Below are 22,120 nucleotides of genomic sequence, written 5' to 3' on the forward strand. Positions count from 1 at the left end.
TAAGGTCAACATGAAAATACTGTTACTTGGTATTGGTAATGTCTTGTACGCCGATGAAGGTATCGGCGTACATTTTGTTAATTACCTCAATGAAAATTATCGTTTTCGTCATCCAGAGCACCAACTCACCATGATGGATGGCGGTACCCTTGCCCAAGGGTTAATTCCCATGATCTGCCAGTATGATTATCTGATTGTCGTCGACACGGTCAATGCTCACGGTGTTGAACCTGGTGAAGTCTATTTTTTTGACTTCGACAAAGCCCCTAGCGAGATAGACTGGCAAGGCAGCGCCCATGAAGTCGAAATGCTGCAAACACTCATGATGATGGAACTGGTGGGCGATCGCCCCAAAACCTATGTACTAGGCTGTACACCCACAGTATTAGAGCCAATGACTTTGGGCTTAACAGAGCGGGTAGCAAATGCCGTCCCGCTCATGGAGCAAACACTACTCAATCACCTAACCGCATTGGGCTTTGACAATGAGCGCGTGAATCAAGTCAGTATCGATTCACTGATCCCCAGTTCCTATAAACGCGGAGTTACCGCTGATGAACATCGTTAAATTCGAATTTGTCTGCTCGCGGCCAGTGCCGCTATACGCCTATTTGTGTAACCAGTATTTAGATTATCCGCAGCTCGATATCACCATCAATGTGGATTGCAATCGTTATGTTATTGAAGCCAGTGGCGAGCAGCAGTGCCTTGAACAGCTTGCTGATGACATTGCGACACATTTCCTTATGTCGGTCTGGTTACAGGACTCTAGCATTGCGCTAATTGAGCAACGTGAAGGAAGCCAGACTGCAATACCTTCCCCAGCAGCTGAAATGCCATTTTGTGAGCATTGTATGCCGAGGTTTGGCGACAACCAACATGCCGAGTTTGGCCAAATAGGTCTTGTTTGCACACACTGCCATGGTGAGCAGCAGCTAGCAGATCACCTACTGGCAATGACGACGGATGATTTAGCCGCGATAAGTAAACAACTGATCACCAACGGGCAAATCGCATTAACTGAGCAGCTTAGTCTGTCGATGCGCCCTATTCACAGCGATAACCGCCCTGCACTGCTGGTTTGCAACCCCAACACCATTAACGCGCAGTTTCATTTAAGTGAACGCCAAGTGTTGGCTTTGTCGAGCATAGAAAAACCCTATATTACGGCGCGCCCAATCGATGCACACCCCCAGCTTAAACAGCCGCTTTATGATCTGTGTTTTGCCAGCGATCGTCTGTTAGTGATCATTACCGAAATGCTAAGACAGCAAGGTCTAGATTGGGTATTTATTGATGACAAGCAGCGGCCCGAGGCCATGGCTTTTATCGATAACCATTGGGTAGAAGTTAATCAAAACGCCAGCCACAGTACTGAAGTTTGCAGTAAACTCAAACCTTTACATGACCAAGCCTGTATTGCACTGCCTGCTGGCAAAAATTACCTCGCCAAACATCAACACGATTGTTATCAAGTGGCCCGAGCAACGACCATAGCTTCATTAAAGCTCAATGATGAGGAGATGGCACGCTGTGCGTTTAATAGTGTGCTACTGGAACATCAGATTGATAAAAATGCCGCCCAAGTATTTTTTAGTCGCGATTACGGCGGACAGATCCACACCTTAGACAGTAAAAAGCAGTCACAATTGTTTTTTGCGCTGCCGGAGCTGCCCCTGTCAGGCTATGAGATTTACCATCAGTTAGAGCAAAGCCCTCAACAAACGGTATTGCACAAGTTTAAGCAACAATTCCCCCATGACTACTTGCGTTTACTCGACCTAAAACTAACCGCTAAGCGCAATAGTTTTAGCAGCTTACTGGCCGTATCAGCGGTTATTTTGGGCCTAGAGACCGACACACTCGACAGTACAACCTTAAGTGACGCATTGATTGCAGCCGCCTTAAGTCATCGCGGTCCCAATGCTCCTCGGGTAGATTTTTCGCTCACCCGAGGCGAAGCGCACCGCAGTCTAAACTGGTGTCGTATGCTAGGCAGTTTGATCAGTTTTCGGTTGGCCGATGACACCCCAAATAGCCAACAAAAATTGGCCTTTGGTATCCATGACTCTTTTGCCGACTATTTAGCGAACTGGATTGAGCACTTAGATCAAAATGTGGGTGTCAAACACGTAGCCATTACTGGTAACGATTGGCAAAACAGCATGCTAGCCCAGCGAGTGCAATTGAGAGTAGGTAAAAATTTCAAGCTAATCACGAACCAGATGTTAGAGCTTGAAGGCAATAACTATGCTGTTGGCGCACTAAGGCTTAATAAAAGACGCCTATAACCATATTGATTTATCCAATATCAATTGACCTAAAAATGACCCGCATCAAAGCGGCACCTGTGCCGCTAGGTCATAGTAAGTTAACTGATAGGGAAACGGAGTTTGACTATGTGTAAAGATTGCGGCTGCTCAATTACCCGGCCTCACAGCCATGGGCACCATCATAACGCCGGCCACAGCCATGAGCATCATCATCACGACGGCCACAGCCATGAGCACCATCATCACGACGGGCATAGCCATGAACACAATGATGCCAACCTACACGCTAACCCCCAACTGAATGATAAAAAAACCTTGTCCGTCATTCATAAGATTCTTGATAAAAACGATCATGAAGCGGCGCACAACCGCCAGCATTTCGAAAGCCAACAGGTAACAGCCTTCAATCTTATGAGTAGCCCTGGTAGCGGTAAAACCACGCTGCTAGAGCACTTACAAGAATATACCCCGTTAAAATATGCCGTAATTGAGGGTGACTTAGAAACCTCAAGAGACGCCGACAGACTGGTTGCGAAAGGCATCGATGCCTATCAAATTCAAACCGGTTCGGCCTGCCATCTTGATGCTTTTATGGTTCATAGTGCACTGCATCATGTGGATTTAGCCCCGCTTGACATCTGTTTTGTGGAAAATGTCGGCAATTTAGTCTGCCCAGCTTCATACGATGTGGGTACCCACTTTAACGTGGTGCTGGTTTCGGTTCCCGAAGGTGACGACAAAATTGAAAAGTACCCGGTGATGTTTCGTAAAGCCGATGTGGTACTAATCACTAAAGCCGATCTACTGCCTCACTTCGATTTTAGTATTGAAGCGGCCACAGAGCAGGTCAAGAAACTTAACCCGAAAGCGCAAGTTATCACCTTATCTGTCAAAGACAGTCACAGCATGCGCCGGTTTGCCGAGTGGTTATCTGAGCATTGTAGGAGCTAGCTATGTGCCTTTCAATTCCATCTCAAGTAGTTGAATTGCATACTAATGAACAAGCAGTCACAGTAGAGACTATGGGCGTAAAACGCAAAGTCAGTAGTCATTTGATGGCTGAGCCACTGGCCATTGGCGACTATGTTCTGATCCATATTGGTTTTGTGATGAATAAAATTGATCCAAAAGATGCCGAGCAAAGTTTAGCCTTGTACCGGGAAATCGTCACTAAGTTAAATCAAGCGGAGCAACCACTGCATGATTGAACTTAAAGACTTATATCAGGGATTTCGAGACCCAAAAACCATCGCTCGATTGGCCAAACAGATTGAGGCTGCCGCCAAAAAGCTTAGTCAGCCACTTTATGTGATGGAAGTGTGTGGCGGCCATACCCACACCATCATGAAATATGGTTTGAACCAACTGTTACCCGCTAACATTGAGTTTGTTCATGGGCCAGGCTGTCCGGTGTGCATCATGCCGAAAGAGCGTATCGATCATGCCGCCCTATTAGCCCAGCAAAGCGATGTAATTTTGGTAACCTTAGGCGATATGATCCGCGTGCCTGGTTCTAAAGGCAGCTTGGCGCAGTACCGCGCCCAAGGATGCGATATTCGCCCTATATATGACCCACTCGATACACTTGAAATTGCCGCAGAAAATCCAGATAAGCAGGTGATCTTCTTCGCCATTGGTTTTGAAACGTCCACTCCAATGACCGCGGTTTTGATTGAGCAATGCCTTACGAGGAAAATCGACAACCTGCTATTTCACATCAACCACGTGTTGGTGCCGCCGGCAATTGATGCGGTCATGGCGGACCCACAAACTAAGGTTAATGCTTTTATTGGTCCTGCCCATGTGAGCGTCATTAGTGGCGCAAAGATTTATCGACCTGCGGTTGAGCAATACCAAACGCCTGTGGTGGTGTCTGGGTTTGAACCGGTCGATGTCATGGAATCAATACTGCGTATTGTGCAGCAAAAAGTCGATAGCATTGCCCAGCTGGATGTACAGTACAGCCGCGCCGTCACCGAGCAAGGTAACCTTAGCGCCCAAGCGTTAATTGATAAATACCTCCACGTACGCGACAGCTTTCGATGGCGCGGGCTTGGCCCGTTAGCCGACTCAGCCTTGCAGCTTAGATCTGAGTACGCCCATTTGGATGCAGAAGTTGTCTATCAGGCGCTGTTATCTGTAGCCGATATTGATGATCATAAAGCCTGTCAATGTGGCGATATTCTACGTGGGTTAGCTAAGCCTAAAGATTGTAAGGTATTTGGTCGCGGCTGCTCCCCAGAAACCCCTTTAGGCAGCTGCATGGTGAGCTCTGAGGGCGCTTGCAACGCATACTACCGTTATAACGGAGTCTAACGATGGCAAATCTAAACAAAGCAGTACAACTGGCTCATGGTGGCGGTGGCAAAGAGATGAACCGCTTGATTAAGGATGTGTTCTTTAAGGCGTTCGATAACCCTATTTTGCGCCAAGAAGAAGATGCTGCGACCATTAGCCTTACTGGCAATTGTGCTTTTACTACCGATTCATTTACGGTTGCGCCGCATTTTTTTGCCGGTGGCAATATCGGTAAGTTGGCCATTGCTGGTACCGTCAACGATTTAGCCATGATGGCGGCTGAGCCACAGTTTTTAAGTTGCAGCTTCATTATTGAAGAAGGCTTTCCCTTAGATGATTTAAAAACCATTGCACAAACCATGGCTGAAGAACTGCATAAGAGTGGCACGCGTATCGTTTGTGGTGACACTAAAGTGGTTCCCAAAGGCTGTGCGGACGGCGTGTTTATCAACACCACTGGGGTTGGCCGTATCTTGTACCCTGATATTTCCGTAAAAAACATCCAGCAAGGTGATGCCATTATCGTCTCCGGTGATATTGGCCGTCACGGCGCAGCCATTTTAATGGCCAGAGAAGGACTCACCCTAGAGTCAGAGCTTGTCAGTGACTGCGCCAACTTGTGGCCGGTGGTTGAGCAATTGATCGCATCAAATGTCACCTTGCATGCTATGCGAGATGCAACCCGCGGCGGCTTGGCGGCGGTGCTCAATGAGTGGGCGATAGCGTCGAATGTGGCCATTCATGTAGATGAGCAAGCCCTACCCATTACTGACGAAGTTAAAGGTTTATGTGAACTATATGGCTTTGAAGCCCATGACTTGGCCAACGAAGGCACGTTTGTATTGGCTGTCCCGCAACACGAAGCCGACGGTATATTGGAGATTATTCAACGATATGGCCATTGTGAACAAGCAGCCATTATCGGTCACGTAAACGAAAGTCATCCGGGCAAAGTTATCTTAAATACCCCTTGGGGCAGTTCAAGGTTTGTTGACCTCCCCCAAGGAGAACTACTACCTAGGATCTGCTAATGCATGAGTACTCAATAGTGTCAGCATTACTTGAGCAATGTCATGAGTATGCTGTTGAAAATAAGGTAAATAAGATCACTCAAGTGACGGTGAAAATAGGCGTACTTAGTGGCGTAGAGCCAAGCTTATTTGCCACGGCTTTTGAGACCTTCAAACTTGAAGGGGTTGCCTATGACGCCAAGTTAGTCATTCAGCAACAGGCGATTATATTGCAATGTCATCATTGCCAGGCCGAAGTTGAAATAGCAGAGCGTTCAGTCAAATGTCCTCAATGTGACAGCTTTGACACCCAAATTATTGCCGGCGAAGAGATGTTACTGATGCAATTAGAAATGGAACAAGCTTAGCCAACGACGGCATATAACCAGTTTGATGTAAAAATAATAGACATAAAATGGAGTTAACAATGAAAAAACTATCCCTATTACTTGCCACTATGTTGCCAGGGGTTGCGCTGGCCCATCCAGGTCATGATGGCGTAGGCTTGTTCCATCATATGCAAGATATCCTGCCCATTGTATTGGCGGTGATCATTGTGGGTGGCTACATGCTATGGAAGAAATATCACTAAGCTAATTGGCTAGAGCCTAGCGAAATTGTCACCGCTAGGCTCTGCTCCAAAAAGCACCATTTTGACCGTTTGTATACTCGTGCAAAGCGGGTTATTGTATTGCCTTTAAAATTCAATTTTCTACAAATTATTATCAACAGAAATAACTAGATAATTGTATCTACCCTACTACTTTAGCTAGTCTAGCTTGCATACACCTCATCATTACTTCAAAACTCAACAAAGCAGGTTATATCTCGGTCATTAGTCGCATAGCTATGCTTTTTTGGGCATGTTAAAACAGATTGTATTAATAGGATTTTAGCCCGATAAACATGGATTATTAGCAGTATGGATACTCGGTTTTACGAAATAGACATTTTACGATTTTTATCTGCTTTAGCAGTGGTGATTTTTCACTATACTTATACAGGCTATATGGAAGGGTTTGCTACCATAGCTAACTTTCCCCAGCTAAGAGAGTTCACCAAGTATGGCTACGTAGGGATCAATTTTTTCTTTATCATTAGTGGTTTTGTTATTTTTATGAGCATTGCCGATAACAATGCTAATCGGTTTCTTGCATCACGCTTTAGCAGACTGTTTCCTGCCTACTGGTTTGCGCTGTGGCTTACTACCTTTGTGACAATCCTCATTGGCGGTGACACCTTTTCAGTGACCATTATGCAATTCTTCGCCAACGTCACCATGATCAACCCACTTTTCGGTCACAGTGCCATTGATAGTGCTTATTGGACGCTATTTATTGAGTTGCAGTTCTATCTTGTTGTTTTACTCATTCTGCAATTAAAGCTGAGCCGTTACTTTCTGCACTTAATCGCATTAACGCTTATCGGCTCAACGGTGGCGCTATTTACCGACTGGGCCGCAGCGGTGGATATGTGGCACGGTATCTTTCCCCATTGGAGCGGCTATTTTGCACTGGGCTGCTTATTTTACTTAACCAAACGCGATGGCCTTACCCCTATCACAGCCGCCTTGCTAGTACTGGGGTACCTGTTTGTCGTCAAACAGTCGATACTATTTGGGGAACTGATGAGCCAATGGTTTGCGATTGATTTCGACAGCGGCGTATTGGCAGTGCTCAACAGCTTGTTCTTCTTTAGTTTTTGTATTACATCGCTTTGTAAAAGTCACCCGCTTAGAACCAAGATGGCGTATTTTCTTGGTATTTTGACCTACCCGCTGTACCTCATTCACCAGCACATTGGCTACATGGTATTTAACACATTCGGCAATGAAAATAATATTGGTTATTTAGTGCTGTTGACCACAGCGGTCATGCTAGTTTTAGCGTACTTAATTCACCGCGGCATTGAAAAAACCTTAGCGCCAGTATTTAAGCAATCAGCATTAAAACTGCTAGATCAGCTCACCGCGGTTAGGCAACGTGTGCAAGCCATCAGAGCCAAGTAATCACGCGCCCAGATTAACTTTGGGGCTCAAGATGACTAATCGGCCACAAAAAAAGGCAGCGTTTTAGCTGCCTTTTTTGGGGTGAAATTCAGGCTTATTTATCACGCCAAATCATCACTTGTGCAGGCTCTCCGCTCTTACGGGTCGCACGATACATGCCGCCAGTATTGAACGGTGTGGCAATATTGCCTAAATGATCAATAGCAATCACGCCACCTGTACCACCGGCAGTGATCAGGCGTTGATTGATCACCTCATCAGCCGCTTGTAATAAGGATTTTTGTCCATATTTGGCCCGCGCACAGATATCGCCAGCAACGTGGTAACGAATAAAGTACTCACCATGACCCGTTGCAGATACCGCGCAAACCCCATTTTCGGCATAGTTACCCGCGCCAATAACCGGCGAATCACCAATACGCCCGAAACGTTTGGCCGTCATGCCGCCAGTTGAGGTGCCCGCAGCGAGATTACCAGATTTATCTAACGCGACCGCACCCACAGTACCAAATTTGTAATTATCATCTAACTGTTGATGTGCAGCTTGGTAGTCCATGCCCTTTTGCTGCTGATTGTAAATTTTGGCTTTCGCATCCAACAATTGTTGATAACGCGCATTGGTGTCGAAATACTGGTTAGGTACTAGAGTAAAGCCTTGATTAAGGGCGAACTCCTCTGCTCCTTGACCCGACAACATCACGTGTACCGACTTATCCATTACCGCTTTTGCGAGGTCAATCGGGTTTTTGATGTGTTTAACCCCACTTACCGCGCCTGCATTCATCGTATTACCGTCCATCAAGGATGCATCGAGTTCATGACCGCCATCAAAGGTATACACCGCGCCTTTACCAGCATTAAACAACGGGCTATCTTCTAAAATATTAATTGCGGTCGTGACCGCAGTGACGCTGTCACCGCCATCATTTAGCACTTTATAACCCGCATCGATCGCTTCTTTTAATTTGTCACGGTAGGCTTGTTGCTGCTCATCGCTGAGTTTTACCTTTGAAATCGTGCCAGCACCACCATGAATAGCGATACTAAAAGGTTTGTCATTGGCTTGTGCACTCAGCGGCAATAATAGGCTCGCGGCCAATAAACACGCAGTTTTATGAAAATTAAAATTCACATTGAATCCTTAATGCATGAAGTTGCTCTCTTTGTAACCATTTTCACCTATAATTACAATCATCTTCTTGCACGCAATTGATTATCTGCGACAATAAACTGTCCCCGAAATATAATAAGATAGAGCATTATTTTTGAACTCGTTTTTGCGCATCATCATGTTGGTCTTCTTGTTTGTTAGCATCATGCTAATAACCTTGCCCGCCATTGCTGATAACTATCTTAAGGTTTCTGTTACCGGCGCGAGTCCATCACTGACGCGTAATATCAATGCCCATTTAGGCGAACTACCCAAATCGGCTAACCAACGCCGTGCCTATATCTTTAATGCCGAAGATAATATCCGCTCAGCGCTGCACTCCGTTGGTTACTACCATGCGAAGGTCAATCAAAGCATTGAACGTGCCGATAAGGGCCCATGGACATTGATTGTGGATATTACCCCTGGGGAGCCAACCACCATTGAATGGGTCGATCTGCAGCTTAAAGGTGAGATCTTAAATGATGTCATGGTGACCAACTGGCTTAATCAACTGACCATAAAGCCCGGCGACGTATTAAACCATGGCACCTATGAAAATGTAAAATCACAATTGGTTACCCTCGCCTTAGCACGGGGCTACTTTGATGGTGAATACACCCAATCAAATATTGTGATCAATCGCGACCGTAAGCGAGCACAGATCTCTTTGCACTACAATTCAGGGATTCGCTACCATATTGGCGACGTCTCATTTGAAGGCCACACGCTCAACGATAATATATTATCTGAGCTTATTCCTTTTGAAAGCCAAATCCCATACAGCACCGCTAAACTGGGTGAGCTGAATCGCGAGTTATTAGACACCAACTACTTCCCTAGCATTAAAGTCTTACCGCAATTAGACAAAATTAATGGCGTTGATGTACCGGTGAAAGTTGAATTACTCAATCGCCCTAGCCATTCACTTGAGCTCGGTGTCGGTGCTGAGATTGGCAATTCAACCAACGATGGCATTGAGCCTCGAATCAAAGTTAATCTGCGAACACCACAGATTAATCGATACGGCCACTCTCAAGAATCAAGTATTGAATGGTCACCAGACAGACCAAAGTTTTTAACTACCTATACCATCCCGCTATCACATCCGTTAGACGATCAATTAAAGCTCCGGGTGGGGTTGCTACGTGATAAATACGGTGTAACCCAAGTTTATGATCCAGATAAGCGCGATTACACTAAAACCGGCGAACTAGAATCAACCAAAATGGCCTTAGGAGTGATTCGCCAGCAGCGGCTAAAGAGTAATTGGGTTTGGACCTACTCCTTAGAGGCCATGAATGAAAGTTACACCCAATCGGACACTAATTATGATCCGCGGTTCTTATTGCTGGGCACCAGTATTTCTAAAACTAAGCGTGGCGATAATACCCTCGACCCTAAATCAGGCTTTTTTCAGCAATACAGTATCGAATATGCTGACCCGCAACTATCATCGTCGGTACGCTTAACTAGGCTCGCAGCAAACTTTAAAGTCGTTGAGACATTTTTTCAAAAGCACCGAATTGTGAGCCGATTAGATATGGCTGCCAACGTCGTCGCTGAAGAAGACTTACCTTTTGTGCCGCCCTCACTGCGCTATTTCGCCGGTGGCGACCAGAGTATTAGGGGTTATAGCTACCAAGAACTGGGTCCTTATATTGAGTACATCAATGATGATGGTCAGCTCGCCAGAGAAGTCGTTGGTGGGCGCTATCTTTTAGTGGGTAGCATAGAATATCAGTACTATGTAACGCCGACATGGCGAGTAGGAACCTTTGTCGATGCAGGTAACGCTTTTGATGTTGACCAAATTGAGCCGATAGTCTCTGTTGGTGGCGGCATACACTGGATCTCCCCCATTGGCCCAATTAAGCTCGATGTAGGTGTGGGCCTAAAAGAAACTGACACCGTTGACCGGTCTTGGCGCATCCATATCACCATGGGGGCTGAGATATGAATCAAGCATCCCCCTCTACACACGCAGACAACCAGCAAGCAGATAACGTGGCAGCGCCACGTCGTCCTATTATCACCACCTGCAAAAACCTAATTAGGGTTGCACTGTATTTACCCATTGTCGTGTTAGTCGCCCTAGCACTGGTCATTGGTACGCCGTTTGGAAGCCGTGTTGGTGTGATGCTGGCCAACCAGTTTGTACCTGATCTTGAACTAGACTACCGCTCAGGCATGCTCAATAAAAGACTGAGTCTCAATTATGCGGCATGGCAAATGGATGGTGTGAAGGTCGAAGTTGATGATTTAATGATTGAATGGCGCCCGGTATGTTTACTACAAAAACAGCTGTGCGTGAATGCTTTGCATACCAGCAAAGTCAACGTCGAGGTGGATACCGCAGCATTTAGTGACGATGACAATAACCTTGACACCAATACCGAAACCGCTGATATCCCCCCCAATCTAACGACAGTGGCCACATCACCTCAACCAGACAATGAAGTCGAACCCGACGAGCGACTTAGCGTTGAAGATGAAACAGAAATTACTTTACCTTTTGGTATTGTATTACTTGATGGCGACTTAAGCGGCGTTACCGTGCGGGTCAATGACATGCATTTCAATGCAGATAACCTCACGTTAGCCGCACAATGGCAACAAACGGGCATCAGAGTCAATAATATTACCAGCAATGGACTCTATGTTGATATCCCCTTAGGTGACCCTGTAATCGATGATGCAGCTCCTAAAACCACTGCAGTGACAAGTGATAAAATAAGCACTGATTCAGTTAACACGACTGGTAACAAGACAGCTAGCCAACCCAGTACAATACAGAAAAATAACGACTCCGAAGTAGATTGGGCCATGGCCAATTTACCGACAGTGTTCATGCCGATTCAGGTATTTGTAGAGCAATCTACCCTGACACAAAGTTTGCTTAAACTTGGCCAGCGACAAGACCAATTTATGCACATTGAGTTAGTTGGTAGTTATCATCGCTACTTAATCAATGTCAACAAGCTTGATGTCATCCATGACTATGGTAAAGCTCAGCTAAATGGTCAGTTAGCGCTGCAACAGGATTACCCTATGCAGGTAAACTTAAGCAGTCAACTGCGACAGGTCACTGAAGTTCCCGGCCTGCAAAATCAAGACATTGATATCAAACTAAACGGTGGATTTAACAAACTCACTGTAGACATCGATGCCAAACAACAACTTGAATTTACACTTAGCGGTGACATTAGCCTCGCTAAACCAAGTTTAGATTATCAGTTAAACCTCAATGCTCAGTCACTATTTTGGCCGTTGCAGCAACCTATTTATATCGCTAACAATAGCAAACTAATCAGTCAAGGCAGTCTAAAGCAGCAGCAAGTTGATTTAACCGGCCATTTTGACACGCCATACCACACGCCGATTGATATCATTACCCAATTTGTTCATCAAAGTGAGCAACACAACATTGATGTTTCTCAGCTGGTGATTAACGGAGAAATTGGCAACCTTGATGCACAAGGCAAGGTTAGTTATGGTGATAACTGGCAATGGCAAACTCAATTTAGCAGTCAATCTTTTGATCTGTCACAATTAACTTTTGATGCCGATAACCTGTTACCACAATCTGCAATAACCGGTGACATTAGCAGCCGTGGCAGCGTCGCTGGCGACAACTGGCAAGTGGCTATTGAACAGTCTAATTTAAGTGGTCATATTGATGACTACCCTTTCACCTTAAGCGGCGATATTAGCGTGAACCAAAGTTGGCACCTCAACGCCAACAACCTCAACATTGATGCATTACAATCTAAATTGCAGATCTCAGGGAATGTTGAAGAAGATTGGACCTTGAATGCCCATCTCGACGTGCCAGATATTAGCCTTTGGCATCCCGATGCTGGCGGAGCAATTTCAGCAGATATATTTGTCTCTGGTGATAACGAAAAACCAGATATCGCCGTCACGGCCGATGTGATAGAGGTGAACTTTAACGATCTTTATACTGAGAAATCCAAGCTCAAAGGCTTCTATAGCCCATTTGATGAGCATCGTTATGCATTATCGTTAAAATCCTCACTGATTAAACAGGCAGGGTTAACACTGAGTTCAGTCACCTTTGGCTCCAAAGGTGACCAATTTAAGCAAAAAGCAACTTTACAGAGCTTTGGCGACTTTAAACTCGACTTATCAGTAAAATCGACTTCTGATTTAGACAAGCAAACCATAGATGCGCAGATCTTACGCTTAAATTTAGACTCGCGCCTAGGCCCTTGGCAGTTAGATAATCCTATCGCGCTGAGCTGGGATAACCTCCAACAGCAAGGTCAAGTGACACCCTTTTGCTGGATTCACCAACATGCCGAGCTGTGTGTCACCGACAACACTGAGCTGGCTAAACTAGGCGATACCCAATTAAGCCTAGATGCCGATATCGGGGCGTTGCTCGCGCCCATCATGCCTGAAACCTTAAATTGGCACGGCCCTGCATCAGCGCAAGCTAAATTTGCATGGAGCCCAGAGCAAAAACCTCAAGGCGAGTTAACACTGACTCTAAGCCCTGGTGAAATTATTTTGCGTAACCAAAATGGGCGTAATATTGATATCAACTACAAGGCATTAGACCTTGCCATGTTACTAGACGAGCAAACGCTAGCCAGTAAGTTCACCTTTGAATCTGCCGATATCGCTGCGATAGATAGCCAACTCAGTATCAGTGTTGATCCAGAGCGCAGGCTTGACGGTTACTTGAATATTACCGAAGTCAATTTAGATGCCCTATCTGAACTGGCTCCGCAATTAGAAACATTGCGCGGCCATATCTCCAGTGAACTGTCCATTGGCGGCAACCTTAACGACCCGGATGTTGAAGGCAGCATTAGCCTAAAACATGGCCAGTTTATGGCCACAGCAAATCCGACCCTAATTGAAGACATTAATGTTGAGCTGATGCTAGATCAGCAACAAGCGCTGGTGGCCGGCACATGGAAAATGGGAGGTGGTACCGCTAACCTTAGCGGCGATCTTGATTGGCGCAATAAAGGGGTTAAGGGCGATATCAAAATTAAAGGTGAGAAACTCGCCATCATTCAACCGCCCCTCGCCCTCATCGATCTCTCTCCTGATCTGCACCTGGTGTTTGACAATGACAGCTTAGATATAAAAGGTGAGGTCTCTATTCCGTCGGGTGACATTACCATAGTGCAGCTGCCTGAAGGCGGCGTCGCAGAATCAAGTGACGTTGTGTTTAACGACAGCATTGCCCAGCAGCAACTGGCACAGTCACCCTATGCCATTTCAACCGATGTAAAAGTTAACGTGGGTGACCAACTTAATATTCAAGGTATGGGCCTGCGTGGAAAATTAGTGGGTACCTTAGATTTTCGCCAAGAACCTGCGCGCCCACCACTCATCTATGGCGATATCAAAGTGGTGAATGGCAACTACAAATTTATGGGGCAAACACTAGAAATTAGCGCAGGCGAAGTGCAGTTTATCGGTCCGATGGAATTACCCAACCTCAATATTGAGGCATTAAGGGAAGTCAAAGATGAAGATGTGGTTGCAGGTGTACGTATCACAGGTACGCCAAGACAACCCATTGTGACGCTATTTTCAACTCCAGCCAAAGAGCAAGCCGAGATCTTATCCTATATCCTCAAAGGCACTGGCATGGGCAACAACAGTGAAGGTCAAAATAACGCCCTAATGATGAGTGTTGCGCTTACCTTAGGTAATCAGTTTGGTAATGGCGCCGTGAATAATGTCGGCAGTAACGCCACAGGAGTCATTGAAAAAATAGGCTTTTCTAACGTGCAGTTAGATGCAAACGATGATGGTAAAGTTGCCATTAGTGGCTATATCGGCGAAAACTTAATGGTCAAATATGGCATTGGCGTATTTAACACAGGTTATGAGATGACCGTACGTTATTACCTGCTATCACAGCTCTATTTAGAAACGGTCTCGGGTAACGTAGAACAAACATTGGATGTCTACTATAACTTCGATATCGATTAAATTTGGCTACAGTACAGATAGTAGCTTAGTTACTAAAAACTGGTACAAAAAAAGCGCTGTGTAGACAGCGCTTTTTACTTTGCAGCAATGACTTAATTAGCCGCTTTTAGACTGTTCCTGTAGCGCTGCCAAACCTTACCGCTATTAATGCCATAACTGCGCATCAAAGACGGAATATCATGGTGATTGCCTTTTTGCGCTAACGCTGCCAACGCCTGATAGAAGTCTAATGCCAGCTCTCTGGCTTTATCAATGGCGAAGTATTCTTCACCGACTCGGCTATATAGCCCCTTAAAGCCGTTCAGGATAAGCACATACAGTGGGTTACCTGAGTTATAAGCTAATGTGTGGTGCAAGTGATAATCAAATTCGACATAAGCTTTAGGGTCGTCATTTAAACCATCAATTTGTGCTAATGCCTCTAATACCTTATCAGGATTATGGCGCACCGCACCTTTAAAATAGATGGCGCTAATGTTGGTACGAGCAGATAAAAGCTGCTCAAGTAACACAGGTTCGCCATCAGGATTTAAATCGGCGATGGTTTCCAACACATTAAGTCCTGAAGTTTCCCAAATGTCATTCACACGAGTGGGTTTACCGTGCTGAATCGTCAACCAACCATCACGCGCAAGACGCTGCAGCACTTCGCGCAGTGTTGTACGTGTTACGCCGATTAATTCTGATAATTCGCGTTCTGCAGGAAGAATTGATCCAGGAGGGAATTTTTCTTCCCAAATAGAACGCACAATGTACTTCTCAGCAAAGCTCGCAGGGCCTTTTGCTTCAATGATATCTTTATCTTTTGGCATTGCTGGTGATTTGGGGGCAGTTGTCATCAGGCCACTTTTCCAGATTTAATTCGAGTTATTTTAAGAACTGATCATACCAGAGCGTGGCGAAATGGAAACCTTATCTACAAGATTACTGCCTGAGATCAATGTTTAGACGTTGCAAACTGGTAAGAATACACCGCTAAACATTAATTTTATCTTAAAAATTGCTAAATATGCTGCAATTTTGAGCGTTAGAGTGAATATAGCTATTAAACTCTCCCAATCATTAAGATAAACTTAAGCCGATCAAGCCAGTGATATGTAAATCACTTGTTAAAATAATATTATATTTTGAGAGGGTGCCATGCCTGTGACCATGAGTCAGGCGTTTATTGATAACTTCTTAGGAAATTCTCCTAAGTGGTTCAAAATCGCAATTTTGAGCTTTCTAGTACTAAACCCAATTATTTTCTACATTAACCCATTTATTGCGGGTTGGTTGTTAGTAGTTGAGTTCATTTTTACTTTAGCAATGGCGCTGAAATGCTATCCGCTGCAACCCGGTGGTTTACTTGCTATAGAAGCTGTCATCATTGGCATGACCTCCCCCAGTCAAGTTCTGCATGAGATAGAAGCTAACCTCGAAGTATTACTGCTATTGATCTTTATGGTAGCCGGCATCTACTTTATGAAGCAGTTGCTGCTGTTTGTGTTCACTAAGATGATCACAAAAGTACGCTCTAAAGTTGTCGTATCATTAATGTTCTGTGTGGCATCGGCCTTCTTATCGGCATTCTTAGATGCATTAACGGTTATTGCTGTCATAATCGCCGTTGCGGTGGGCTTCTATTCTATCTATCACAAAGTCGCATCGGGTAAAAACTTTGCCGATGACCACGACCACACTTCAGATGGCCAAAGTGGCCAACAACTGTGTGAAGAAGAGCTAGAAGCTTTCCGCGGTTTCCTACGTAACCTATTGATGCATGCCGGCGTGGGTACCGCCCTTGGTGGTGTTTGTACTATGGTTGGTGAGCCACAAAACCTGATCATTGCTGCCCAAGCCAACTGGCAATTTGCAGAATTTGCGCTTCGCATGTCACCCGTTACTATCCCGGTATTTATCGCCGGTATTAGCACCTGTTTCCTCGTTGAGAAAATGGGCTGGTTTGGCTACGGTCAACAACTCCCTGACGCGGTACACAAGATCTTATCGGACTACTCAGCCCATGAAGATGCCCGCCGCACTAAACATGACAAAATGAAGTTAGTGGTTCAGGCATTGGTAGGTATTTGGTTGATTATTGGTCTTGCATTCCACCTAGCCTCTGTAGGCCTAATTGGTTTGTCAGTGATCATTCTCACCACCGCATTTAATGGTGTCACCAATGAGCATGCGCTTGGTAAAGCGTTTGAAGAAGCATTGCCATTTACCGCACTACTAGCCGTGTTTTTTGCCATTGTTGGCGTGATCATTGATCAACACCTGTTTGCGCCGGTTATCCAATGGGCACTGAGCTACGAAGGTAATACTCAATTAGTGATTTTCTACATTGCTAACGGGCTGTTATCTATGGTGAGTGACAACGTGTTTGTGGGCACGGTATATATCAATGAGGTGAAAGCAGCCCTACTTGATGGCCAGATTAGCCGTGACCAGTTTGACCTGCTTGCTGTTGCGATTAATACCGGTACTAACTTACCGTCTGTGGCGACACCAAACGGTCAAGCGGCGTTCCTATTCCTATTAACCTCGGCGATTGCACCATTAATTAGACTGTCATACGGTCGAATGGTTTGGATGGCACTGCCCTATACAATAGTGCTTTCTATTGTCGGCGTGGTGGCGATTGAAAGTGGTTTCTTAGTGGATATGACTCAATCGTTCTACGACTCGCACATGCTATTACACCATAGTGCTGCCGAAGCAGTACAAACGATGAGTGGCGGCCATTAATTAATGGTTACATATCAGCATTGACTGAACTTTCAAGGTTTTATACAGTCATAAAAAGCGCCCCTAGGTAGGGGCGCTTTTTTTCATCAAGGAGTTTTGACTTTTGAATGCTTTAACCCGATTTGCCCAATCTCGCACAGCTTGGCTCATTTTATTTCTTAGTGCGTTAGGTCTAGAAGCTTGTGCTTTATTCTTTCAATACGTGATGCTACTTGACCCCTGTGTAATGTGCATTTATCAACGTGTAGCATTAATGGGCATATTGGCAGCGGGACTCATCGGCGTTATTGGTCATAGTAATCGATTCGCACGCTTTATTGCGGTGCTGGCGTGGGGTGCGAGTGCTGGCTGGGGATTAAAAGTTGCGGTTGATTTAATTGATATGCAAACCAATCCGTCCCCTTTTTCAACTTGTTCTTTCTTACCAGAATTTCCAAGCTGGATGCCATTACATGAATGGTTGCCGTCGGTCTTTATGCCAACGGGTATGTGTTCAGATATCCCGTGGGAAATGTTTGGCGTCACCATGGGACAATGGATGATTCTTGCCTTCAGTGTTTACCTACTGGCACTGCTGGTATTTATCATTCCGGCATTAGCTAAAACTGCTAAGTAAATGCTCATATCTAGCACCAGTGATATTAAACCATTGGTGCTATTCGCAGTCTCGTAAAGGCCATAACACAATATGGTCTTCTATTTCTCTGACTTTGGTTTCGCTAACAACTTTGTTTTGCACTGACATCCCTTTGGCATGCATCTGATCAGAATTACCCGCAATCAAAGGGTGCCATGAAGGCAGTTTACGCCCCATATAAAGGCGTCGATAGGCACAGCTATCTGGCAGCCAAGTTAGCTCCGCAATATTATCGATAGTGACTTTGGTGCAGGTAGGAACAAAATCGAAGCGTTGCAGATAGTGCACGCAACTGCATGACTGACTATCTAATAGCTTACAAGCGGCGTTAGTGTAGTACAGCTCTTCGGTTTCATCATCAATAAGCTTGTTTAAGCAACATTTACCGCAACCGTCACAAAGTTGCTCCCACTCAACGGTGGTAAGTTGATCTAATGATTTTTGTTCCCAAAACGCCATACTAACAATGTTTCTACTGCAAAGAATTGAAGGGCGCTATTTTACACCAGTTTGCTAAGTAAGGGGTCATTTTATTGCTGGATATTTGATACGCTCCGACAAGTAAGCTACCGCTAAAGCAAAGTAATCATCGTTATGCCACTTTAACAACGCCCGATAGTTGTCATAAACCAAATAGTGCCGGCCTGTAGTACCATCGGGCATAATTAAACTGATCTGCATGTCATTGCGCTTAGGTAAGTCACTGCCATCAAAACGTCTGACACCAAGCTGTTGCCATTCATCAAAGCTGGCCAAATTAGCCAAACCTGTCTTATCAGTATCAATATCCGTAGGTGCTTTGACCTGTCGGCCCCAAGTTTCTGCTTCTTTCCACCCTTGCTGCTGCAGGAAATACGCTAAGGATGCGAAAACATCGGCATCTGATTGCCATATATCTACGCGCCCATCTTGATTGCCATCTTGCCCGTACTGAAGCAATTGGGTGGTAGTAAAGCCCGTCGCACCAAGTAAACCTTCACTGTTACTTTGCAATTGATTGTAGGGCAAATCAAACTTAGCAATGGCATTAAAGCCATCAAACACTTGCTGCTCAATCGATGATGAGGCTGACGCGTTATAGGCGCGCGTTGCCAATACACTTAAGGCCGGTAAGCTACTACTTTGTTGACCGAACTGACTGTTGATGCCCCAAAGTGCCACAATAAAGCGCGGCTGCACCTGATAACGCTGACCAATTTCAGTGAGCTCATCTAAATGAATCTTATAGAGTGCCCGCGCCTGTTGCACCATCGATTCTGGCACGGCAAGGGGAAGGTAAGTTTCTAAATCTTTTGGGTTGGTTGTTGTCGGCTCGTTGCTAGGCCCAGCACGATGAAATCGTTTAATTTTGCTGAAGTGATTCTCTAACAGTGGTTTGCTCACGCCATTGTCTAGCGCTTGTTGCTGTAATTGCGTTAAGTAATCGGTAAATTGCTCACCATTAGCGTAACTGGACAACGTACACAAACTCAAAGTGGCGACCATGCAAATAGTATGAAACTTGTTAGGCATAGTCGCTCCTTTTAACGCTATTAATCAGTGCTAATTCCGTTGGCAATTTTAAACTCTTCCAGCAGATTCACTTTAGGTGGTGGTAATTGAAGATAATACCCCTTCTCTTCAAGTTCAACTTTTACTTTGTTGATATCTGCAAACGCTAAATGACTTCGCTTTTCAAGTGGTAACATCATCACCAATTCAGGTGCACCAAACATCTCCATTAGAGGTTCTGGTACTCGTTCGAATTGATTACGTTTCTCTACAAAAAGATAAGTGTCTAACTTACGGCGACTCTTGTATACAGCACAGATCATATCTAACTCAATTTCCAAACTATTCAACTTGCCAGCTAATTGCCCACACTATAACATGGCTACTCAGGATTATTATAATGCTAACAACGATAGCTTCGTTTTTACGCTGTTTATTATAACAAGAGCAAATACAGGAATGCAGACATCCAGCCTAGAGTTAAAAGGCTCATCATTTACACTTTCAGTGCTTCATATTAAGCACCAAGATTTAGATAAAGTCGCACAAGAACTTGATAGCAAACTGGCTATCGCACCACAGTTTTTTCTTGGGGCGCCTTTAGTTGTTAACCTAAGTGCAATAACCGATGGTGAATATAGTCTTGCTGGACTTAAAGATCTGTTGGTCTCCAGACAATTGGTGATTGTCGGCATTACCGCCGCGCCATCAGCCATTGCTGCCCAAGCTAAAACACTGGGTTTAGCCATTATCAAGTCCGGCAAGCAAGCCGATAACCAACCGCAATTACCTAAGACCACCAAAATTGTTAAGCAAAATGTCCGCTCAGGACAGCAGATCTATGCAAAAAATGGCGACCTTATCGTCGTTGGTGCTGTAGGCAATGGTGCTGAAGTCATTGCTGATGGCAGCATCCACATATATGGTAGTCTAAGAGGCAAAGCCATGGCAGGCGCTGCGGGTGATAGAAATGCCGTTATCATTGCCAAATCTTTAGATGCTGAGTTGGTGTCTATCGCCGGGCAATATTGGTTAACAGAGAACTTAAACGAACATAGTACAACACAAAGTGGTTGCATTAGGCTTGAAGGCGAATCGTTAAGCGTCGAGCCACTGGCACTTTAAAACTCGTATTAAAAAGGATAAACAACATCATGGCACAAATTATTGTTGTCACATCAGGAAAAGGTGGCGTAGGTAAAACCACGTCGAGTGCAGCGATTGCAACAGGTTTAGCACTTAAAGGTCATAAGACCGTCGTGGTAGATTTCGATATTGGCTTACGTAACCTGGACCTTATTATGGGCTGTGAGCGTCGCGTTGTGTATGACTTTGTCAATGTCATCAACGGCGAAGCCAACCTAAACCAAGCTTTGATCAAAGACAAACGTTGTGACAAACTTTTTGTTTTGCCCGCTTCGCAAACACGCGACAAAGACGCATTAACTAAAGAAGGTGTTGGTAAGGTTTTACAGGACCTAGCAAAAGATTTTGAATACATCATTTGTGATTCGCCAGCGGGTATTGAAACAGGCGCTATGATGTCTCTTTATTTTGCTGACATCGCCATTGTTACCACCAACCCAGAAGTCAGCTCAGTGCGAGATTCAGACCGAATCTTGGGCATGCTACAGAGTAAATCAAAGCGTGCAGAAGAAGGACTTGAGCCGGTTAAAGAGTATTTATTATTAACGCGATACTCCCCTGCCCGCGTAACCACAGGTGAAATGCTAAGCGTTGCCGATGTGGAAGAAATTTTGGCCATTCCGCTGATTGGTGTGATCCCTGAGTCACAAGCGGTTTTGAAAGCATCTAACTCAGGTGTCCCTGTGATTATCGATCAAGAAAGTGATGCAGGACAAGCTTACAGTGATGCGGTTGCACGACTAACGGGTGAGGAACTGCCATTGCGCTTCGTCACTGAGGAGAAAAAAGGATTCCTAAAACGGATATTTGGTAGCTAATTATGTCTTTACTCGATTATTTTAAAACTAAGAAGAAACCTAGTACTGCGGCCACAGCAAAAGAACGCCTACAGATCATTGTGGCGCATCAACGTGGTGAGCGTGACGCACCAGATTACTTTCCTGCGATGAAACAAGAAATCTTGGAAGTGATCCGTAAATATGTACAGGTAGAAAATGACCAAGTATCGGTGCAATTAGATCAAAAAGATGACCATCTATCGGTATTGGAATTAAACGTCACGCTGCCGGAAAAGCCGTAACGTTCTGTCTAGTCCTAAAATAGGTTGACGGTTTTTATTAAGCCAGTTGGTATTCCCAACTGGCTTTTTCATGCACCTCATTTGGGGTTTTCATTCCTAAACTAAGGTGCGGCCGTAATTGATTATAAATCTCTATCGATTCCTTGATTAAAACGCCAAGCTCTTTCATCGTTCTGCAGCGATTAAGCAAAAACTCTTGCTTCAAAATACCATTCACACGCTCTGCTTGTGCATTTTGGTAGCTGTCATATCCATCTGTCATTGATGGGGTCATTCCATAGGCGGCTAGTGCCGCTTGGTATTCAGATGAGCAG

General features: G+C 45.0%; 22 protein-coding genes. 16 read left to right on the top strand and 6 right to left on the bottom strand.

The genetic code is table 11. The features are described 5' to 3' along the window. The first annotated feature begins 10 nt into the window (after positions 1 to 10). The 9 genes from L865_RS0116325 to L865_RS0116365 all read left to right on the top strand — a co-directional run bounded on the left by L865_RS0116325 (position 11) and on the right by L865_RS0116365 (position 7,589). On the top strand, positions 11 to 568 hold the full coding sequence (locus L865_RS0116325; RefSeq protein ID WP_028774223.1) for a HyaD/HybD family hydrogenase maturation endopeptidase: 558 nt from the start codon (positions 11 to 13) through the stop codon (positions 566 to 568). Then, entirely contained in the window at positions 555 to 2,291 is a 1,737-nt protein-coding gene (locus L865_RS0116330; protein ID WP_028774224.1) for a Kae1-like domain-containing protein, read from the top strand. The genes L865_RS0116325 and L865_RS0116330 overlap by 14 nt, the downstream gene beginning before the upstream one ends. A gap of 108 nt (positions 2,292 to 2,399) precedes the next feature. After that, positions 2,400 to 3,224 (top strand): hydrogenase nickel incorporation protein HypB, encoded by an 825-nt coding sequence (gene hypB / locus L865_RS0116335; protein WP_028774225.1) that lies wholly within the window; start codon positions 2,400 to 2,402, stop codon positions 3,222 to 3,224. A 2-nt stretch (positions 3,225 to 3,226) separates the two neighbouring features. Continuing rightward, entirely contained in the window at positions 3,227 to 3,481 is a 255-nt protein-coding gene (locus L865_RS0116340; protein ID WP_028774226.1) for a HypC/HybG/HupF family hydrogenase formation chaperone, read from the top strand. Then, positions 3,474 to 4,589 carry a hydrogenase formation protein HypD gene (gene hypD, locus L865_RS0116345; RefSeq protein ID WP_028774227.1) on the top strand — a complete coding sequence of 372 codons (1,116 nt, stop codon included), beginning with the start codon at positions 3,474 to 3,476 and terminating at the stop codon, positions 4,587 to 4,589. Before L865_RS0116340 ends, hypD begins: the two co-directional genes overlap by 8 nt. A 2-nt stretch (positions 4,590 to 4,591) precedes the next feature. Continuing rightward, positions 4,592 to 5,602, top strand: a complete 1,011-nt coding sequence (gene hypE, locus L865_RS0116350; RefSeq protein ID WP_028774228.1) for a hydrogenase expression/formation protein HypE — start codon at positions 4,592 to 4,594, stop codon at positions 5,600 to 5,602. Then, positions 5,602 to 5,949, top strand: a complete 348-nt coding sequence (gene hypA / locus L865_RS0116355) for a hydrogenase maturation nickel metallochaperone HypA (RefSeq protein ID WP_028774229.1) — start codon at positions 5,602 to 5,604, stop codon at positions 5,947 to 5,949. Before hypE ends, hypA begins: the two co-directional genes overlap by 1 nt. Before the next feature lie 59 nt (positions 5,950 to 6,008). Then, positions 6,009 to 6,173, top strand: coding sequence for a hypothetical protein (locus L865_RS25735; protein WP_169732706.1), 165 nt, complete (start codon positions 6,009 to 6,011; stop codon positions 6,171 to 6,173). A 330-nt stretch (positions 6,174 to 6,503) separates the two neighbouring features. After that, positions 6,504 to 7,589 (top strand): acyltransferase family protein, encoded by a 1,086-nt coding sequence (locus L865_RS0116365; RefSeq protein ID WP_028774230.1) that lies wholly within the window; start codon positions 6,504 to 6,506, stop codon positions 7,587 to 7,589. Positions 7,590 to 7,683: 94 nt separating this feature from the next. Here the strand turns inward: L865_RS0116365 and L865_RS0116370 are convergent, their stop codons facing one another. Further along, on the bottom strand, positions 7,684 to 8,688 hold the full coding sequence (locus tag L865_RS0116370; protein ID WP_028774231.1) for an isoaspartyl peptidase/L-asparaginase family protein: 1,005 nt from the start codon (positions 8,686 to 8,688) through the stop codon (positions 7,684 to 7,686). A gap of 166 nt (positions 8,689 to 8,854) precedes the next feature. Here L865_RS0116370 and L865_RS0116375 point away from each other — a divergent pair, with 166 nt between their 5' ends. Beyond that, positions 8,855 to 10,699: an autotransporter assembly complex protein TamA gene (locus L865_RS0116375; protein WP_425423643.1), complete on the top strand. Its 1,845-nt coding sequence runs from the start codon at positions 8,855 to 8,857 to the stop codon at positions 10,697 to 10,699. After that, on the top strand, positions 10,696 to 14,718 hold the full coding sequence (locus tag L865_RS0116380; protein ID WP_028774233.1) for a translocation/assembly module TamB domain-containing protein: 4,023 nt from the start codon (positions 10,696 to 10,698) through the stop codon (positions 14,716 to 14,718). The genes L865_RS0116375 and L865_RS0116380 overlap by 4 nt, the downstream gene beginning before the upstream one ends. 92 nt (positions 14,719 to 14,810) lie before the next feature. Here L865_RS0116380 and fadR read toward each other — a convergent pair whose 3' ends face one another. Beyond that, a complete protein-coding gene (fadR, locus tag L865_RS0116385) occupies positions 14,811 to 15,557 on the bottom strand; it encodes a fatty acid metabolism transcriptional regulator FadR (RefSeq protein ID WP_051484661.1) in 747 nt (248 codons plus the stop codon). Positions 15,558 to 15,858: 301 nt separating this feature from the next. Between fadR and nhaB the strand changes: the two genes are divergently transcribed. Beyond that, positions 15,859 to 17,451: a sodium/proton antiporter NhaB gene (gene nhaB, locus L865_RS0116390; protein WP_028774235.1), complete on the top strand. Its 1,593-nt coding sequence runs from the start codon at positions 15,859 to 15,861 to the stop codon at positions 17,449 to 17,451. 103 nt (positions 17,452 to 17,554) lie between these two features. Next, positions 17,555 to 18,067, top strand: a complete 513-nt coding sequence (dsbB, locus tag L865_RS0116395) for a disulfide bond formation protein DsbB (protein ID WP_028774236.1) — start codon at positions 17,555 to 17,557, stop codon at positions 18,065 to 18,067. 39 nt (positions 18,068 to 18,106) lie between these two features. Here the strand turns inward: dsbB and L865_RS0116400 are convergent, their stop codons facing one another. The 3 genes from L865_RS0116400 to L865_RS0116410 all read right to left on the bottom strand — a co-directional run bounded on the left by L865_RS0116400 (position 18,107) and on the right by L865_RS0116410 (position 19,902). Next, the gene (locus L865_RS0116400) at positions 18,107 to 18,547 is read right to left on the bottom strand and encodes a YcgN family cysteine cluster protein (protein WP_028774237.1); all 441 of its coding nucleotides are present in this window, start codon (positions 18,545 to 18,547) and stop codon (positions 18,107 to 18,109) included. A 66-nt stretch (positions 18,548 to 18,613) separates the two neighbouring features. Then, the gene (locus L865_RS0116405) at positions 18,614 to 19,600 is read right to left on the bottom strand and encodes a lytic murein transglycosylase (protein ID WP_028774238.1); all 987 of its coding nucleotides are present in this window, start codon (positions 19,598 to 19,600) and stop codon (positions 18,614 to 18,616) included. A 20-nt stretch (positions 19,601 to 19,620) separates the two neighbouring features. Continuing rightward, positions 19,621 to 19,902: a YcgL domain-containing protein gene (locus L865_RS0116410; protein ID WP_028774239.1), complete on the bottom strand. Its 282-nt coding sequence runs from the start codon at positions 19,900 to 19,902 to the stop codon at positions 19,621 to 19,623. 136 nt (positions 19,903 to 20,038) lie between these two features. On the opposite strand from L865_RS0116410, the gene minC reads away from it, so the two are divergent. The 3 genes from minC to minE are packed head-to-tail and all read left to right on the top strand — an operon-like array spanning position 20,039 to position 21,806. Next, a complete protein-coding gene (minC, locus tag L865_RS0116415) occupies positions 20,039 to 20,704 on the top strand; it encodes a septum site-determining protein MinC (RefSeq protein WP_028774240.1) in 666 nt (221 codons plus the stop codon). A 29-nt stretch (positions 20,705 to 20,733) separates the two neighbouring features. Next, entirely contained in the window at positions 20,734 to 21,543 is an 810-nt protein-coding gene (minD, locus tag L865_RS0116420) for a septum site-determining protein MinD (protein WP_028774241.1), read from the top strand. A 2-nt stretch (positions 21,544 to 21,545) separates the two neighbouring features. Continuing rightward, positions 21,546 to 21,806 carry a cell division topological specificity factor MinE gene (minE, locus tag L865_RS0116425; protein ID WP_028774242.1) on the top strand — a complete coding sequence of 87 codons (261 nt, stop codon included), beginning with the start codon at positions 21,546 to 21,548 and terminating at the stop codon, positions 21,804 to 21,806. A 37-nt stretch (positions 21,807 to 21,843) separates the two neighbouring features. Here minE and L865_RS0116430 read toward each other — a convergent pair. Beyond that, positions 21,844 to 22,120 (bottom strand): integrase core domain-containing protein (locus tag L865_RS0116430; RefSeq protein ID WP_028774243.1); only part of this gene is annotated, 277 nt, incomplete at its 5' end.

Origin of the sequence: Shewanella waksmanii ATCC BAA-643 (assembly GCF_000518805.1) — a bacterium.
GTDB classification, from domain to species: Bacteria; Pseudomonadota; Gammaproteobacteria; order Enterobacterales; family Shewanellaceae; genus Shewanella; species Shewanella waksmanii.

Coding starts and splice junctions, on each gene's coding strand:
- L865_RS0116325 (WP_028774223.1), top strand. CDS start 11: ATGAAAATACTGTTACTTGGTATTGGTAATGTCTTGTACGCCGATGAA.
- L865_RS0116330 (WP_028774224.1), top strand. CDS start 555: ATGAACATCGTTAAATTCGAATTTGTCTGCTCGCGGCCAGTGCCGCTA.
- hypB (WP_028774225.1), top strand. CDS start 2,400: ATGTGTAAAGATTGCGGCTGCTCAATTACCCGGCCTCACAGCCATGGG.
- L865_RS0116340 (WP_028774226.1), top strand. CDS start 3,227: ATGTGCCTTTCAATTCCATCTCAAGTAGTTGAATTGCATACTAATGAA.
- hypD (WP_028774227.1), top strand. CDS start 3,474: ATGATTGAACTTAAAGACTTATATCAGGGATTTCGAGACCCAAAAACC.
- hypE (WP_028774228.1), top strand. CDS start 4,592: ATGGCAAATCTAAACAAAGCAGTACAACTGGCTCATGGTGGCGGTGGC.
- hypA (WP_028774229.1), top strand. CDS start 5,602: ATGCATGAGTACTCAATAGTGTCAGCATTACTTGAGCAATGTCATGAG.
- L865_RS25735 (WP_169732706.1), top strand. CDS start 6,009: ATGAAAAAACTATCCCTATTACTTGCCACTATGTTGCCAGGGGTTGCG.
- L865_RS0116365 (WP_028774230.1), top strand. CDS start 6,504: ATGGATACTCGGTTTTACGAAATAGACATTTTACGATTTTTATCTGCT.
- L865_RS0116380 (WP_028774233.1), top strand. CDS start 10,696: ATGAATCAAGCATCCCCCTCTACACACGCAGACAACCAGCAAGCAGAT.
- fadR (WP_051484661.1), bottom strand. CDS start 15,557: ATGACAACTGCCCCCAAATCACCAGCAATGCCAAAAGATAAAGATATC.
- nhaB (WP_028774235.1), top strand. CDS start 15,859: ATGCCTGTGACCATGAGTCAGGCGTTTATTGATAACTTCTTAGGAAAT.
- L865_RS0116400 (WP_028774237.1), bottom strand. CDS start 18,547: ATGGCGTTTTGGGAACAAAAATCATTAGATCAACTTACCACCGTTGAG.
- L865_RS0116405 (WP_028774238.1), bottom strand. CDS start 19,600: ATGCCTAACAAGTTTCATACTATTTGCATGGTCGCCACTTTGAGTTTG.
- L865_RS0116410 (WP_028774239.1), bottom strand. CDS start 19,902: ATGATCTGTGCTGTATACAAGAGTCGCCGTAAGTTAGACACTTATCTT.
- minC (WP_028774240.1), top strand. CDS start 20,039: ATGCAGACATCCAGCCTAGAGTTAAAAGGCTCATCATTTACACTTTCA.
- minD (WP_028774241.1), top strand. CDS start 20,734: ATGGCACAAATTATTGTTGTCACATCAGGAAAAGGTGGCGTAGGTAAA.
- minE (WP_028774242.1), top strand. CDS start 21,546: ATGTCTTTACTCGATTATTTTAAAACTAAGAAGAAACCTAGTACTGCG.